This is a genomic window from Acinetobacter sp. RIT698, assembly GCF_009668065.1.
Classification (GTDB): Bacteria; Pseudomonadota; Gammaproteobacteria; order Pseudomonadales; family Moraxellaceae; genus Acinetobacter; species Acinetobacter guillouiae.
This window is the reverse complement of sequence record NZ_WJYH01000006.1, coordinates 53,255-69,489: the sequence shown is the minus strand read 5'-3', so window position 1 is coordinate 69,489 and position 16,235 is coordinate 53,255. Positions and strand designations below refer to the sequence as shown.

General features: G+C 38.1%; 19 protein-coding genes and 1 pseudogene. 17 read left to right on the top strand and 3 right to left on the bottom strand.

Annotation, left to right across the window (positions count from 1 at the left end; translation table 11 throughout):
• Positions 1-201 precede the first annotated feature (201 nt).
• From thrS to GJV03_RS04385, 7 genes are all read left to right on the top strand, one after another.
• The gene (gene thrS, locus GJV03_RS04415) at positions 202-2,124 is read left to right on the top strand and encodes a threonine--tRNA ligase (protein WP_004723075.1); all 1,923 of its coding nucleotides are present in this window, start codon (positions 202-204) and stop codon (positions 2,122-2,124) included.
• A gap of 5 nt (positions 2,125-2,129) precedes the next feature.
• The gene (gene infC, locus GJV03_RS04410; RefSeq protein ID WP_081401514.1) at positions 2,130-2,681 is read left to right on the top strand and encodes a translation initiation factor IF-3; all 552 of its coding nucleotides are present in this window, start codon (positions 2,130-2,132) and stop codon (positions 2,679-2,681) included.
• A gap of 88 nt (positions 2,682-2,769) precedes the next feature.
• Positions 2,770-3,102 (top strand): hypothetical protein, encoded by a 333-nt coding sequence (locus GJV03_RS04405; protein ID WP_004723073.1) that lies wholly within the window; start codon positions 2,770-2,772, stop codon positions 3,100-3,102.
• A gap of 180 nt (positions 3,103-3,282) precedes the next feature.
• Positions 3,283-3,900, top strand: a complete 618-nt coding sequence (locus tag GJV03_RS04400; protein WP_004723071.1) for a glutathione S-transferase N-terminal domain-containing protein — start codon at positions 3,283-3,285, stop codon at positions 3,898-3,900.
• Between the two features lie 88 nt (positions 3,901-3,988).
• Entirely contained in the window at positions 3,989-4,276 is a 288-nt protein-coding gene (locus tag GJV03_RS04395) for a hypothetical protein (RefSeq protein WP_004723070.1), read from the top strand.
• A gap of 35 nt (positions 4,277-4,311) precedes the next feature.
• The gene (locus GJV03_RS04390) at positions 4,312-4,734 is read left to right on the top strand and encodes a hypothetical protein (RefSeq protein WP_105713310.1); all 423 of its coding nucleotides are present in this window, start codon (positions 4,312-4,314) and stop codon (positions 4,732-4,734) included.
• Positions 4,735-4,738: 4 nt separating this feature from the next.
• Positions 4,739-5,164, top strand: a complete 426-nt coding sequence (locus GJV03_RS04385; RefSeq protein WP_096733182.1) for a YqaA family protein — start codon at positions 4,739-4,741, stop codon at positions 5,162-5,164.
• A gap of 57 nt (positions 5,165-5,221) precedes the next feature.
• On the opposite strand, the gene GJV03_RS04380 is transcribed toward GJV03_RS04385, so the two are convergent.
• Both GJV03_RS04380 and GJV03_RS04375 read right to left on the bottom strand, forming a co-directional pair.
• Positions 5,222-5,977, bottom strand: coding sequence for an energy transducer TonB (locus GJV03_RS04380; RefSeq protein ID WP_154129551.1), 756 nt, complete (start codon positions 5,975-5,977; stop codon positions 5,222-5,224).
• Positions 5,978-6,114: 137 nt separating this feature from the next.
• A complete protein-coding gene (locus tag GJV03_RS04375) occupies positions 6,115-7,365 on the bottom strand; it encodes an MFS transporter (protein WP_154129550.1) in 1,251 nt (416 codons plus the stop codon).
• A 224-nt stretch (positions 7,366-7,589) separates the two neighbouring features.
• On the opposite strand from GJV03_RS04375, the gene rpmI reads away from it, so the two are divergent.
• From rpmI to GJV03_RS04340, 7 genes and pseudogenes are all read left to right on the top strand, one after another.
• Positions 7,590-7,784, top strand: a complete 195-nt coding sequence (rpmI, locus tag GJV03_RS04370; RefSeq protein WP_002054552.1) for a 50S ribosomal protein L35 — start codon at positions 7,590-7,592, stop codon at positions 7,782-7,784.
• 11 nt (positions 7,785-7,795) lie between these two features.
• Positions 7,796-8,155 (top strand): 50S ribosomal protein L20, encoded by a 360-nt coding sequence (gene rplT / locus GJV03_RS04365; RefSeq protein WP_004723060.1) that lies wholly within the window; start codon positions 7,796-7,798, stop codon positions 8,153-8,155.
• A gap of 226 nt (positions 8,156-8,381) precedes the next feature.
• Positions 8,382-8,759, top strand: coding sequence for a hypothetical protein (locus tag GJV03_RS04360; RefSeq protein WP_004723059.1), 378 nt, complete (start codon positions 8,382-8,384; stop codon positions 8,757-8,759).
• Between the two features lie 135 nt (positions 8,760-8,894).
• Positions 8,895-9,092, top strand: coding sequence for a hypothetical protein (locus GJV03_RS04355; RefSeq protein WP_004723056.1), 198 nt, complete (start codon positions 8,895-8,897; stop codon positions 9,090-9,092).
• A gap of 97 nt (positions 9,093-9,189) precedes the next feature.
• The gene (locus tag GJV03_RS04350; RefSeq protein WP_154129549.1) at positions 9,190-9,720 is read left to right on the top strand and encodes an adenylate kinase; all 531 of its coding nucleotides are present in this window, start codon (positions 9,190-9,192) and stop codon (positions 9,718-9,720) included.
• Between the two features lie 306 nt (positions 9,721-10,026).
• Positions 10,027-10,527, top strand: coding sequence for a GNAT family N-acetyltransferase (locus tag GJV03_RS04345; RefSeq protein ID WP_004723051.1), 501 nt, complete (start codon positions 10,027-10,029; stop codon positions 10,525-10,527).
• Positions 10,524-11,072 (top strand): annotated as a pseudogene (locus tag GJV03_RS04340) (NADAR family protein). The gene GJV03_RS04345 and the pseudogene GJV03_RS04340 overlap by 4 nt, the downstream one beginning before the upstream one ends.
• A 44-nt stretch (positions 11,073-11,116) precedes the next feature.
• Here GJV03_RS04340 and GJV03_RS04335 read toward each other — a convergent pair.
• Positions 11,117-12,145, bottom strand: a complete 1,029-nt coding sequence (locus GJV03_RS04335) for a hypothetical protein (RefSeq protein WP_154129548.1) — start codon at positions 12,143-12,145, stop codon at positions 11,117-11,119.
• A 217-nt stretch (positions 12,146-12,362) separates the two neighbouring features.
• On the opposite strand from GJV03_RS04335, the gene pheS reads away from it, so the two are divergent.
• From pheS to GJV03_RS04320, 3 genes are all read left to right on the top strand, one after another.
• A complete protein-coding gene (gene pheS, locus GJV03_RS04330; RefSeq protein ID WP_004723046.1) occupies positions 12,363-13,343 on the top strand; it encodes a phenylalanine--tRNA ligase subunit alpha in 981 nt (326 codons plus the stop codon).
• Between the two features lie 130 nt (positions 13,344-13,473).
• Entirely contained in the window at positions 13,474-15,855 is a 2,382-nt protein-coding gene (gene pheT / locus GJV03_RS04325) for a phenylalanine--tRNA ligase subunit beta (protein WP_154129547.1), read from the top strand.
• Positions 15,852-16,148 (top strand): integration host factor subunit alpha, encoded by a 297-nt coding sequence (locus GJV03_RS04320; protein WP_004723042.1) that lies wholly within the window; start codon positions 15,852-15,854, stop codon positions 16,146-16,148. The genes pheT and GJV03_RS04320 overlap by 4 nt, the downstream gene beginning before the upstream one ends.
• Positions 16,149-16,235: the final 87 nt, after the last annotated feature.

Sequence of the window (16,235 nt, the reverse complement as noted above, 5' to 3'; positions counted from 1 at the left end):
TTGATGGATAATCAAAAGTACAATTTAAATCAGAATAAAGAATAATTTTAAGACAAAGGTTTATAAATATGCTGTAAAGGTGTAAAATTCGACACACTTTTATTTTGTTCCACCGATTTTATCTTGAGGATCTTCCTCGATCATAATCTCGCGGTGACATGCTCCATTGTACGGGGCATCACTCCTTAAGGATTTTTAAATATGCCTATTATCACATTGCCAAATGGCGATCAAAAAAGTTTTGATCAAGCTGTTTCCGTTATGGAAGTTGCTCAAAGTATTGGACCTGGACTGGCTAAAAATACAGTTGCTGGGAAAGTAAATGGTCGCTTAGTCGATGCAAGTGATTTAATTACCGAAGACTCAACCTTACAAATCATCACTCCAAAAGATCAAGACGGTGTAGAAATTATTCGTCACTCTTGTGCACACTTGGTGGGTCATGCGGTAAAACAACTCTTCCCTGAAGCAAAAATGGTGATTGGCCCTGTCATTGAAGAAGGTTTCTACTATGACATCTGGATGCCTCGTCCATTTACTTTAGATGATATGGCTGCAATCGAAGCGCGCATGAAAAAGCTTATCGATCAAGATTATGATGTCATTAAAAAAATGACACCTCGTGATGATGTGATTGCTGAGTTCACTGCACGTGGTGAAGATTATAAGTTACGTTTGATTGCTGACATGCCTGAAGAAACTCAAATGGGCTTGTACTATCATCAAGATTATTTAGATATGTGTCGTGGTCCACACGTACCGAATACTAAATTTTTAAAGTCATTCAAATTGACTAAAATCTCTGGCGCTTACTGGCGCGGTGATGCCAAGAATGAACAATTACAGCGTATTTATGGTACTGCTTGGGCAGACAAAAAAGAATTAGCAGCATATATCAAGCGTATTGAAGAAGCTGAAAAGCGTGACCATCGTAAAATTGGTAAAGCTTTAGATTTGTTCCATATGCAAGAAGAAGCACCAGGTATGGTGTTTTGGCATGCCAATGGTTGGACGATCTACCAAGTGCTTGAACAATACATGCGTAAAGTTCAACAGGACAATGGCTACCAAGAGATTAAAACACCACAAATTGTAGACTTCACTTTGTGGGAAAAATCGGGTCATGCTGCCAACTATGCAGAAAATATGTTTACGACCCATTCAGAAAGTCGTAACTATGCAGTAAAACCAATGAACTGCCCATGTCACGTTCAAGTGTTTAACCAAGGTTTAAAATCTTACCGTGATCTTCCAATTCGTTTGGCAGAGTTTGGTTCATGCCACCGTAATGAGCCATCAGGTTCGTTACACGGGATTATGCGTGTACGTGGCTTTACTCAAGATGATGCACATATTTTCTGTACAACTGAACAAATTGGTAAAGAAGTTGCAGACTTTATTAAACTGACTTTAGATGTTTATAAAGATTTTGGCTTTGAAGAAGTTCAAATGAAATTGTCTACACGTCCTGAAAAGCGTGTGGGTGCTGATGAGCTTTGGGATGTTGCAGAAAAATCTTTAGCGGATGCTTTAGATGCTGCAAATCTTAAATGGGAAGAACAACCTGGTGAAGGTGCTTTCTACGGTCCGAAGATTGAATTTTCATTAAAAGACTGTTTAGGACGTATCTGGCAGTGCGGTACAATCCAGTGTGATTTTAACTTACCGTTACGTTTAGACGCTTCATATGTAACAGAAGATAACGATCGTGACCATCCTGTGATGTTACATCGTGCAATTCTTGGCAGTTTTGAACGTTTTATTGGTATACTAATTGAACACTACGCAGGCTTTATGCCACCATGGTTGGCTCCAATCCAAACATGTGTCATGAATATTACGGATTCTCAAGCGGAAGCTTGTGAGCAAGTCGTCGCAAAACTCAAAGAAAATGGAATTCGAGCAATTTCAGACTTGAGAAATGAGAAAATCGGCTTTAAGATTCGTGAGCGTACACTAGAGCGTATTCCATACCTATTGGTACTTGGAGATCGAGAAGTAGAGGAAGGGACTGTGAATGTTCGTACTCGCTCTGGAAAAAATTTAGGTACTATGTCAATAGACGCATTTATTGACCTAGTGAAAGCAGCCGTAGCCGAACGCGGCCGGTATATTGTGGAGTAAGAAAGATTAAACAGCCTGACCGTAACCAACAACAAGGTGCTAAAAGTAATCGTCCTGCATTAAATGATGAGATCAAAGCGAAAGATGTGCGTCTCGTTGCTGCAGATGGAGAGCAAAAAGGCATCGTTTCACTTGCTGAAGCTTTGCGTGCTGCTGAAGAAGTTGATCTTGATCTTGTTGAGATCGTGGCGAATGCAGAGCCACCTGTTTGTAAAATCATGGATTTCAACAAACATTTATTTGACTTGAAGCAAAAGCAAAAAGATGCGAAAAAGAAACAGCATCAAGTTCAAGTGAAAGAAATTAAGTTGCGCCCTGGTACAGACGTTGGTGATTACAATGTTAAGTTGCGTGCTATTCTGAAGTTTCTTGAAGAAGGCAACAAAGTCAAAATTACTCTACGTTTCCGTGGTCGTGAAATGGCTCACCAACAGTTGGGTCTTGCACAATTGCAAAAAATTGAAGCAGACGTAGCAGAGTTTGGTATTGTTGAACAAGCACCAAAAATGGAAGGCCGTCAAATGGGTATGTTACTTGGACCTAAAAAGAAAAAGTAATTACTCATCTGTTAAAAAAGCACTGCATTAAGCAGTGCTTTTTTACGTTAAAATGCGGGTAAATTAATCTGAATCGAGTGGAGTTGATATGTCATCTATTCAAAATTCAAATGCGCTATCGAGTATTAACCAAAAAATTATTCAAGCAGGTGAGGTGTTGCCTGTGGTTAAGTTAAAGGATGGTAGCGCTGTACAAACGGGTACAGTGGCAACCATGTTGCATAATATCAATCTGTATAACTCAGGTGTACGTGGAGAGATTGAGCAAGAACTGATCCTCGCGATCCCCACCTTAGTGAAAGTTGGTTTATTTGACTTATTTAATCCAGATGAATGGATATTGGGAAACAATGCTGGTCGTAAATTTGTGGGGGAGAAGGCTAAAGCATATATAGATGCAATTGCTGAAGTAGATATTTGAAATTAATATCATAATATGAGAACGTGCTGTATTTAATAAAATGCAATAACATAATTTTAGAATAGATTATTAGAATAATCTCTTTTTATAGCATACTGAATCAAGCCAATTCATGTTATAAAAGTAAACGATTAACGCAATAAAATTCAGAAAATACGTGAAAACGAAGAAGGATGAAATATGATTGATCTCTATTATTGGGGTACTCCCAATGGTCATAAAATTACCATTGCACTTGAAGAAATGGGTTTGGATTATCAGATTTTTCCTATCAATATCTTAGAGAATGACCAGTTCCAGCCCGATTTTCTTCGTATCTCACCGAACAATAAAATCCCCGCGATTGTGGACCAAGATGGCCCAAATGGTGAGCCGATTTCAGTGTTTGAATCAGGCGCAATCTTGCAATATCTTGGCCGTAAAACAGGACTGTATTATCCAAGCGATGAGCAAGATCGTGTTGAAGTCGAACAATGGTTAATGTGGCAAATGGGTGGGCTAGGGCCGATGTTAGGGCAAAACCATCATTTTGGTAAATTTGCTAAAGAAAAAATTCCTTATGCAATTGATCGTTATGTTACTGAAACTCAACGTTTGTATGGTGTTTTAAATAAGCAGCTCATTGGACAAAAATATGTGGCTGGTGAATATTCGATTGCAGATATGGCCATTTTACCGTGGGTATTACGCTATGAGTGGCAGCAAATAGAGCTAGATGATTATCCTTATGTTAAAGAATATATTGAGCGTTTAACTGCGCGCCCAGCGATACAAAGAGCGCTATCAATCAAAGTTTAAAATATATTTTATGTTAAGATGAGAAACCACGTTATGTGGTTTTTTATTTTTAAATGATCGATTTTTGGATGGTTGGTAGGCTCTAGTCATGAAAGATTTCTTTTTGAACTTTACGAAAATATTAGAAACGAATCCAAAAATCTACTGGAGTATTATTGTCGGTATTGCAGGTTGTTTAATGCTCTATATTGCGGAAATTGTGCATATCCAAAATATTTTAGAGCAATTAAATGGTCAAGCATCAGCACTGATTAGAAGTGTGATCGACCCGATTGCGCAACGTTATCAATGGTCTCGGATTATCTTTATGTTATTGGCGATCATTTGGGCACATTTTCAGTATCGTAAAACCAAAAAAATGCTAAATTTAGGGTGATTGAACTGTTAGTAGTACATTCAACAGGGGGGAGTATGAAGCAAAACTTTGTTTGGCACTTCCTTATCTCTTTTGCCGTGATGCTAATCACAGCAATGCTTTGTAGCATCTTGCAGTATCACTCCGCATATGATTACTTCTGGTTTATTATTTTTAGCATCGTGAGTGTTTCAGGCTTGGTTTTTGCTATGGTCTTTGGCATTTTTCAAAGTAAATTACAGCAAAGTCTTTTGAATACCACGATCTTACTCGTTTTGCTTTCGCTTTATTTTATTGTTTTATTCTACGGCTTTATTCATATCAAAATTGATTGGCAAGCGATTTCAGAGGGTAAAGCTCAACTCACATTGTTGCAGAAATTTTTTAAATCAGATCTTTCATTTTGGTTGGCTTTTCTGGCTCCCTTTATACTGTCATTCTTGACTTATACCTTAAAACCTAAACCCAACTTTAGCTAACTTTATGGCTTATCTTCTCTTATTTTTTTCCGCATTTGGTGCAGCGACGCTATTACCTTTACAGTCTGAAGCAGTATTGCTTGGATTACTGGTACAAACCCAGCATTCTGCATATTTATTGCTTGTTGTTGCAACGATTGGCAATGTTTTAGGTTCATGCGTGAATTGGTATTTGGGACTCAAAATCGAGCAGTTTAAAGATAAGAAATGGTTTCCTGTCTCTGAAAAGAATATGCTCAAAGCAGAAAAAATATATCAAAAGTATGGCTTTTGGTCTTTGTTGTTAAGCTGGACCCCAATTATTGGAGATCCAATCACACTTATTGCAGGGCTAATGAAAGAGAACTTTTGGCGTTTTCTATTGATTGTGACCATAGCAAAAGGTGGTCGGTATGCTTTTATCTATTTGGTGTATATCGGATTATTTTAATAAAAAGGTTAAAGACACTAAACTATCTTTAACCTTAAAAGACGCATCTTGATGAATTTATTTACATTCATTGATTTTAAATTGAATCGTATCATTGAAGCTGGATTGTTTATAGATCCATAAAGTACGGTAAGAACGTTTTACATTGATTAATGCATGCTCTACGGCTGTAAGTACCTGTTGATCAAGTGCATTAATACCAGAACGTTGAGTTAGCTTAACTTGGGTAATTTCGCCTTGTTTATTGGCTTTAAATTTAAACTTTACTGTACGATCTTTATTTTTTAATAGTGATTGATCCAGTGCGAGTTGTGGTTGTTTTAAATAAACAAAGGCAACCGACTTATCGAGTTGTTGTTTGTTCCAATTCTTTGAATTAAAGCTATATGTACATTGCTTAGCGCGCTGAACATGATCCGTTGCATTCTCTAGCGTTAAGGTAAATGTTTGATAACCGACTAAAGCAATGGCTTTTCCATTTTTTGAATAGGGTTTTACTTTTGCATTTTCCACAGCATCTACAAGTTTCTGATCCAATGCACGGATGCCTGTACTCTCTTGGATATCGGCCTCTGTGACTTCACCAGCGTTATTGGCTTTTACTCGAATGATTGCTGAACGATCTTGATCTTTTAATTCAGTGATTTGATAGTGAATTTGAGGAAATTTGACCCATTGTATACGTGTAGTCAAATGTTGAGGATCATTTTGTTCAGATTGCTCCCCTTTGACCTTTATTGTTGGAAGTTTATCCGCACTATAGCTATAGGTTGAAAGGCACAATAAACAAGTGGTAAAAAGAGCTTTATTCATAGGTTTGGCAATCCATGCGGTTTAATACGCATGAGAGTAGTTTAATTGCGCAAAGTATTTATCGAATTTTGTATTCTCGCAATAGAAAATGCACCCGAAGGTGCATTTTTTTACTGTTTTTTATTCTGTAAAAGGCATTATTCTTGACCTTTGGTAATGTCTACTTTGAATAAATCAGAGGTTTTTACCCAACTTATTGCGACGACAGCCAAGGTTATACATCCACCAAATACAGTGGCTGTGATTGTTCCTAAATATTTTGCAGCCAGCCCAGATTCAAATGCGCCCAATTCATTACTCGATGAAACAAACATCCCATTCACCGCAGCGACACGGCCACGCATATTTTCAGGTGGGTAAACTTGCAAAATGGTTTGGCGTACAACCACAGAGATACTGTCACAAGCACCAGTCATAGCCAAAGCAAATAAAGAGAGCCAGACGTTGTTTGAGAATGCAAAAATAATGGTAAATACCCCAAAACCAGCAACAGCAATCAGCATATTTCGCCAAGCATGATGTGTAGGTGGAAATTTGGTTAAAGCGATCATGGTGAGTAATGCGCCAATAGAGGGGGCCGCACGTAAATAACCTAAACCTTCAGGTCCAACTTTTAGAATATCTTCTGCAAAAATTGGCAGTAGGGCAATCACACCACCAAACAGCACTGAAACCAAATCTAAAGATATGGCCCACAGTACAATTTTAGTTTTCCAGATAAAGCGAAAACCTTCACTTAAACTGTCCCAAAGATTGTCTTGTTCCATAGTTGGAAAAGTACGCTTCTTTAATAAGTTAATCAGACAGAAGCAAATAAATAAAAGTACTGCTACCGAGAGTAAGCTGTTTTCACGACCGATTCCTGCCAGCATAAAACCACCCAGCATTGGGCCAATAATGACACCACTTTGCCATCCAATCGTGGTCCATGTTGCACCATTGGCATACAGTTCACGAGGAATTAAAAATGGTTTTAATGAGGTTGCTGATGGATTGTAGAAACCTCGGATGGTACCCAAACCAAAAATAACCGCATAAATCCCCCAAGACAGTGTAGTAACACCAATTTGGCCATGATCATAACTGTGAAATAACCACCAAAGCACCAATGGCAAAGGGAAGGAGAAGAATAAGCAAACTTTCATTATGGTTTGTTTATTCAGCTTATCTGCAAAATAACCGCCCCAAAGCGACAGCGCAATAAAGGGGATTGCTTCTGCTAGTCCAATCAGACCCAAGGTAAGTGGATCTTTGGTAATTTGATAGAGTGAATAGGCAACAATAATTTCTTGAATTAAAATTGCGAGTGTTAAACAAAATTGATTGATGGTAACAATTGAGAAATCTCGATAGCGAAGCGCAGCAAAAGCATCCTGTGCAGGGGTCATAACTGTCCAGTTTTATCATGATGTGATGATTATAAAGATTTAATCCTGATTTTTCTTATAAAACTAGGTGAAATTTACATCGAAAATTACATTGGAGAATTGTGAAATTGTTGGATGTTTTGCTTTTGTTTTGTACAGAGATGATTTAGAATATTGCCTCCCTTACCTGCAGGTCGTTGTCGCAATGGTGCGAACGTACCGAACAGGTGTTTAAAGAGGTTGTTATGGCTAAGTTAAAAACTCGCCGTGGTGCAGCTAAGCGTTTCAAAGCGACTGCTAACGGTTTCAAGCGTAAACAAGCGTTCAAACGCCACATTTTGACCAAAAAATCTGCTAAACGTATTCGTCAATTGCGCGGTTGTGTCATGGTTCACGTAAGTGACATGAATTCAGTTCGTCGTATGTGCCCATACATCTAAGGAGATTATAAATGGCTCGTGTAAAACGTGGTGTACAGGCTCATCGCCGTCATAAAAAAATTCTTGCTCGTGCTAAAGGTTACTATGGCGCGCGTTCACGTGTTTATCGTGTAGCGTTCCAAGCAGTAATTAAAGCAGGTCAATACGCTTACCGTGACCGTCGTCAAAAGAAACGTCAATTCCGTGCTTTATGGATTGCGCGTATCAATGCTGGTGCTCGTCAAAATGGTTTGTCGTACAGCCGTATGATCGATGGCTTGAAAAAAGCTCAAGTGATCATCGACCGTCGCGTACTTGCTGACATCGCTATGCATGACTCAGTTGCATTTGCTGCTTTAGCTGAAAAAGCTAAAGGCGCATTAGCTGCTTAATCATCTTCGATGATTAAAAAAGACCGCTTTTATAGCGGTCTTTTTTATGCCTAAAAATTTATTTTCAAACTCTTGCGGGAACTTTTCGAGATGAGTTTCTATTGAGTTTGATTGTTCGAATACAGCACTAATCAGTAAAATTTGTGTTGAAGTAAAATCTGTCATTATGGTTGCTCTAACTATTTTGTTATGGCATTGAATTGACCAAATTATAGAATCTAGTCTTATGCGTAAACAATATCACTTTCGCCAAGTTGGTGAAGACACTTATATTTGGGATGTGCATCATCTGGTTGAACTGAGCCAAGACTTCCCAATCCATGAAGTTCTATTATCCGATATACAAGAACTCAATGAAGCGTATTGGTTTCCAGATACACATCCAACAACACAGCAAATGATTGAACATTTTCAACTGATGCAACAGGCAGATCTAAGTTATCCAATTATTCTATCTGCTGATGGCAGGGTGATGGATGGTATGCATCGTGCGGCAAAAGCAAAATTACTCGATCATCTTACGATTAAAGCCGTCAGGTTTGAAATTACACCACCAGCAAATTTTATCAATATTGACGAGGATGATTTGGATTATGCTGATTGAGTAGGCCATCCGAATGATTTAAATATTCAAATAACTTTGCATACACATTACACAATATCAACGTGAAAGCATTATTGTTTTAGAAATAGCTCGCATAGAGTAGAACAACGAATAATAGAAAATGATGGAGTGGGTATGCGTGTTGAGATTGAAGGTTTACAACAAGGTGCAATTGAAGTTGAGTTGCAACTACTACCCAGAGTTGGGGAAGTTTTAAAAGTGATGTATGGTGCAGATGCGGAAGTTAAAGGTGAAGTAACAGCAGTTGAGCACTATATTAATCAGCATGCAAATGAACATAAAGTGATACTCAGCATACGACCCGTATTTTGATATAGATCAGCTAAAATGATTGAATGATGATTGGGTTGTTACGTGATTTAAAGTAGCTTATTTGGCTACTTTTTATTTTTAGAGAGTTCTTAAATTTATGAAACGCATCAATGTTGTGGGGACTTCTGCATCAGGAAAAACAACATTTTCAATAAGATTAGCTCAAAAATTAAAGCTCACCTACATTGAATTGGATGATTTATTCTGGCTGGATGATTGGCAAGAGTCTACCGATACTGCATTTTTTCAGAAAATTCAGGCCAAACTAGATCAAGCTAAATCTGGTTTTGTCATAGATGGTAATTATACGCGAACTACGCAGATCAAATGGCAAGATATTGATACTGTAATTTGGTTGGATATTCCTTTTTATATCAATCTTTACCAATCCATACAGAGAGCTGTTCGTCGTGCTATTTTTAGACACAGACTTTGGGAGAGTTCAAATAATCGTGAAAGTTTTAGTAAAATGTTTAGTCGTGATTCGATTATTTGGTGGATGATTAAAACGCATCAAAAAAATCGTCAGCATTATATAACAATGATAAATGATCCTCAATATTCACATATTCGATTTATCCATTTAAAATCGCGAAAGGATATTGATAAATTTTTAGCGTCTATTTGACGCGTTATAATTTAGCCCCCCCTAAAAGTTAACTTATCCTGCTATACCTTGTATTGATTGAATATATTTGTGTAGCTGATATCTTAAGTTACGCTACAGACAGCTGTGTTTTTACTTGGCATGCAAAGTGATAAAAATCTTGGATTGGGTGGGGTATGTGCAGTACTTTCCCCTGTTGCTGATATCCATGACATCGCGCGATAGATACAAACATATAAGATTAAACAATATAAAAAAGTTTTTTACCTAATTTTTTGAAGGGTATAAAGTTTGCTTTCGAGGTAAATCCCAATAAATGAGGATGATATGATTCGATTAGCTGTTTCTGGTGATGTTCAGCAGATTGCTGAAATACATGTGCAAAGCTGGAATGAAACCTATACAGGTATGATTAAGCAAGAAATTATAGAGCGCGAAAATATTGAAAAACGAATACAGCTTTGGCAACAGATTTTTTCGCATCAAGATTATCATGTATTGGTGTATGAACAAGATGGTCAAATTGTTGGTTTTTTAAGTGGTTATTTAAATACTTCGTATAATGTTGCTGAAATTAAAGCTTTTTATTTATTAAAGAAAATTCAAAAACAAGGTATTGGTCGTGAGATGTTTGAGCGCTTTTATCAATATGTACATGCTAAGCATTATCAATTTATTCGCTTGGGCGTGATCAATAAAAATCCAAGTCGTCATTTCTATGAGAAATTAGGGGGAAATGTACTTGGAGAAGAGATTCTTTCTGATTATGGTGATGGCATAACAGAAGTATCGTATCAGTGGGATATTAATCATAGGGAAATAAAATGAGTGACTCTCAATTTTTAACAACTTTACAAGAACAAGTAAAGAACGGGCAAAAGCATAGTTATTTGTGTTTTTGGGGGCATAGTCAAAAGATTTCTGGAAAAATAGATAAGAGCTGATTAAGTCAATGGTTTCCCGCAAAATTTGAAATTGATGGTGTCAATTATCAAAGTACAGAACAATACATGATGGCTCAGAAAGCCAAACTATTTAATGACGAAGATATCTTTCAGAAAATTTTACAAACAGATGATCCCAAGAAAATAAAAGCATTAGGTCGTTTGGTCAAAAATTATCAAGATGAGATTTGGATTGCTCATCGTTATGAAATTGTGGTTCAAGGTAATTTGGCTAAGTTTTCTCAAGACAGAGATCTTAAAGCATTTCTACTGAGTACCTCAGATCAAATCATTGTTGAAGCCTCGCCTGTAGATCAAATTTGGGGGATTGGACTTGCAGCAGATCATGTTAATGCGACAAATCCAAACGCATGGCAAGGTTTAAATCTTTTGGGTTTTGCCTTAATGGAAGTAAGAAAGCAACTTTAATGTTGCTTTCTTTTTAAGATTCATTTTATCAAATAGATAAGACATTATAGTCCAAAATAATAAGCCGCAAGGCAGATTAAAATGGTCACAATAATTAATGCAAAAACACCTGTTTTACCTGGTTTATGCTCAGGATTTGCTTTGCTGTTAAACGCTTGGTGCTGCTCGGTTTTGATATTTTCATGCGTGTCAAAGGGCGAGGCAATTTGTTTTGGCGTTAAGCGTGCAGATTTATAATGATTTGCAACTTTAACGATAAATTTTGATTTTAAATCTTCAACTTTTTGCAGGAAATGACGCAAATTCATTTGTTCTTCAGGGCTCATGATTTGCTCATTTTCATCATAGGGATGCTTTAATTTTGCAGAAATAAAACCCTCTAATGCATCGATACGACAGAAGGTTTCGTGTGCGTAATCAGCTTGATAATCAGTGGGTAACAGTGCAAGTTTAAGACTTGAATCCTCGGTCGTGTATAGCGTTTCATCTAATCCATAATAAGGTAAATCTTTATTGACAGGTTCTGGAAAACCTTTGGCATATTGGGTATCAAACAATTCATTGTCTGTATAAATTTGAATATCATCCCAATTCGGTTGAACTAAATCTTGTTCAATCCGTTTAATCAATTTTGTATTGAGATCATAGCGCCAAAAAATCTCGGTACGCAAATTGGGACGTTGCTGCTCAGGCGCTTCGTAATCATTGTCTGCGCTATACCATTCCGCTAATTCTTTACCAAAAATCCATGCGGTTTTCTTTTGTTGATCATGGCTAACAATAAAGTGGGGAATGGCTAACAGTTCAACATTGGCATTTGGATTTTGTTCATCATTTAAAATGCTCGCGCTATGTAAGCTGAGTCGATACACGCCTTGTTTTTTTAGCCCTTCAAGCCAAATCTGAAAATGCTGTGCCAGTAGGTGCTGGTTGGTTAAATCACGGAAGCCAAAAGCATGCTGATTAAAAATGGCATGATTGACCCAACGAGAAAAACTGATCCCTTGAGTGAGATACTCATTGCCATAAGTGACGAGTGTAAGTTGACGTTTCCAGATTTGATCGAGTGCCATTTTTTATAGATCTCAGCGACATTAAATCCATTTTATACTTTTTATAAATCAAAGTTCTAGCATTTCAACAGGAATCAAACAGGGAAATATACAAATTATTTAGAATAAGTTGTGACTAATCGTATTTTTTGTAAAGCGGAAACTTCATTCAACTGCATAAAAACTGTTAGAATATAGAGTTATATTATTTTTCTAAAATATTGCTTTGAGAGTTACTATGTCACTGGAAGCCCTGACCACTGAAGCGCTCGCTGCGATTGCAGCAGCTCAAGACCTGACTACACTCGACCAAGTACGAGTGCAATTTACAGGGAAAAAAAGCCAGCTTGCGGAACAATCTAAGGCACTTGGCAAAATGGACCCTGAAGAGCGTAAAGTTCAGGGTGCTGCAATTCATGCAGTACGTGAAGCGATCAGTGCAGCGTTGACTGAACGCCAAACTGAATTACAGAAAGCTGAATTAGAATTAAAGCTAGCAAGTGAAACAATCGATATTACTTTGCCTGGACGTGGGCAAGCTGTAGGAAGTATTCATCCCGTTACTCAGGTTCAAGAACGTATTTGTCAATTCTTTACCAAAGCGGGTTTTACTGTTGCGACAGGGCCAGAAGTTGAAGATGATTATCACAACTTTGAAGCATTGAATATTCCAGGACATCATCCTGCACGTGCGATGCATGATACTTTTTACTTTGATGCAAACCATTTGCTACGTACCCATACCTCAGGTGTACAAGTACGCACAATGGAAAACTCGCAACCACCGATTCGTATCGTTTGTCCGGGGCGTGTTTATCGCTGTGATTCAGATCAAACCCATTCTCCAATGTTCCATCAAATCGAAGGTTTATACGTTGCTGAAAATACCAGCTTCGCAGAATTAAAAGGTTTGTTGATTAATTTGCTAAATGAATTTTTTGAGAAAGATTTAAAAGTACGCTTCCGTCCGTCTTATTTCCCATTCACAGAGCCAAGTGCTGAGGTGGATATTATGGATGAGCGTGGTCGTTGGTTAGAAGTTTTGGGTTGCGGTATGGTGCATCCAAATGTTTTACAAGCTGCGGGTATTGATCCTGAAAAATATAAAGGCTTTGCATTTGGTCTTGGTGTAGAGCGTTTCGCAATGTTACGTTATGGCATCAATGATTTGCGTATGTTCTACCAAAACGATGTGCGTTTTTTACGCCAATTTGCTTAACAAATTTATACCTCTCCCTGACCTCTCCTAAAAGGAGAGGGGATGTCCAAGATAATGAGACGAAGGGTTCTGCCTCTTTTTAAAAGAGAGTCAGAGAGGAATTCATAGATATTGAATATAGGTTTTAGAAATGAAAATTAGCGAAAATTGGCTTCGCACATGGGTCAACCCTGCAATTGATAGCGATACCTTGTCTGATCAACTGACTATGTTGGGACTTGAGGTGGATGAACTGGTTCCCGCAGCTAAACCATTTACAGGTGTGGTGATTGGTGAGGTTTTAACTGTTGTACAGCATCCTGATGCAGATCGTTTACGTGTCACCACAGTGAATATTGGTTCGGGTGAACCTTTGCAAATCGTATGTGGCGCACCAAATGTACGTGCTGGAATGAAAGTGCCAGTTGCAACCATTGGTGCGGTGCTTCCGGGTGATTTTAAAATTAAAAAAGGCAAACTTCGTGGTGTTGAATCACAAGGAATGCTGTGTGGTGCTTCAGAAATTGACCTTGAAGATAAAATTGATGGCCTGTTAGAACTTCCTGCAGATGCGCCTGTAGGCACAAATATTCGAGAATATTTAAATCTTGATGATCATGTGATTGATATCAGCATCACGCCAAACCGTGGTGACTGTTTTAGTATTCGTGGGGTGGCGCGTGAAATTGGGGTAATTAACCAATTGCCTGTAACCGCACCTGAAATTCAAGAGGTTGTGACTACGATTGCTGATCAGAAGCAAGTTGTTGTGACAACGGATGGTTGCCCTCGTTACTTAGGTCGTGTAATTAAAAATGTAAATACCAAAGCAGCTACACCTGCATGGATGGAGCAAGCTCTAGCACGTTCAGGTATTCGTCAACACAGTATTCTTGTTGATATTACCAACTATGTGCTTATGGAACTTGGTCAACCGTTACATGCGTTTGATGGTGGTCAGGTTCAAGGTTCAGTGCATGTGCGTCAGGCAAGTGCAAATGAAAAGCTTGTTTTGTTAAATGAACAAGAAATTGAATTGACCGAAGATGTTATGGTGATTGCAGATGATGTAAAAGCATTGGCGATCGCAGGCATCATGGGTGGTTTGTCCTCATCTGTAACAGATGAAACCACTGAGATTTTCCTTGAATCTGCATTCTTTGCACCATTACATATCGCAGGGCGCGCACGTCGTTATGGTTTGCATACAGATGCGTCACAACGTTATGAACGTGGTGTGGACTTTGAATTGCCTATGATCGCAATGCAACGCGCTTCACAATTGATTCAAACTCTTGCAGGTGGTGATTTCGGTCCAATTACCGTATCTGAAAAAACTGAATTGTTGCCTAAACGTGAAGCAATTGAGTTGAATCAAGCGCAAGTGGATCAATTGCTGGGTTATCAAGTTCCTACTGCATTTATTACAAATGCGCTGCAACGTTTAGGTTGTGATGTGACTGTAAAAGCTGAAGGTGAATGGACTGTTGTACCACCATCACATCGTTACGATATGGCAATTTATCAAGATTTAATTGAAGAAGTTGCGCGTATACATGGTTATGACAATATTCAAATTAGTCTGCCAGTGATTGATGTAAAACTTGCTAAACATCAGGATCAATTTGAACTGACTCAGTTACGTCAAACTTTAGTAACACTGGGTTATCAAGAGGCGATTAGTTTTAGTTTTGCAGATTTAAAACTTGAAAAACAATTGAATTCACAAGTAAATCCATTGGCGCTTGCAAATCCGATTTCAAGTGATTTGGCGGTCATGCGTTCAACTTTACTTTCAAGCTTAATTCCGTGTGTTCAGTACAATATCAATCGTCAACAAAGTCGTGTGCGTTTCTTTGAGCTAGGGCTACGTTTTGATTATCAAAACGCGAAAAGTATAGAAGATTTGAAACAGATTCCAACTTTGGCTATGATTGCTGTAGGATCAAAACAAATTGAATCTTGGCATGGAAAAGCTCAAGTTATGGATTTCTTTGATCTCAAAGGCGAGGTCGAAGAAATTTTAGCAGCTGGACGTGTTCACGTTGAATATGTTCGTTCTGATCGTGAATGGTTACATCCAGGTCAGTCTGCGGAAATTCTCGTGGATGGGAAATCAGTAGGCTATTTAGGTCGTCTACATCCATCTTTGGAAAATGCACTAGATTTGAGCACAACTTGGATCGCAGAGCTCGACCAATCGGCTGTTTTGCAAACTTATGTATCTAATTTTACAGAATTATCACGATTTCCATCGGTTAGACGTGATATTGCGCTTGTAATTAGTGATAAGATTAATGTTAGTGAAATTCAGCAACTTATCGAAAAAACGGGTGGAGAGCTTTTAGACTCTACTTGGTTATTTGATGTGTATACAGGGCAAGGTGTTGAACAAGGTAAGCGCTCTTTGGCATTTGCATTGTTATGGCAACATCCATCACGTACACTCGAAGATGCTGAGATTAAATCCGGTATGGATCATATTATTCAAGTGTTAGAAGACACTTATCAAGCGACATTGAGGGCCTCATGACAGCATTAACAAAAGCAGAAATGGCTGATCATTTAAGTGAGCTTACGAGTTTAAACCGTCGTGAAGCAAAACAAATGGTCGAGTTGTTCTTTGACGAGATTAGCCAAGCATTAATTGCTGGCGAACAAGTCAAACTTTCAGGTTTCGGAAATTTTGAACTACGTGACAAACGTCAACGTCCAGGTCGAAATCCTAAAACTGGAGAAGAGATTCCAATCTCAGCACGTCGAGTTGTAACTTTCCGTGCAGGTCAAAAATTTAGACAACGTGTGGGTACAGAACAAGAAGATTAATCGGCAATTTGTGTGTCGTAAGATGAAAGCTCTGTAATTTAAAAGTTTTGTAAGATAAAAACCCTGAGTAATCTGCTTGGGGTTTTT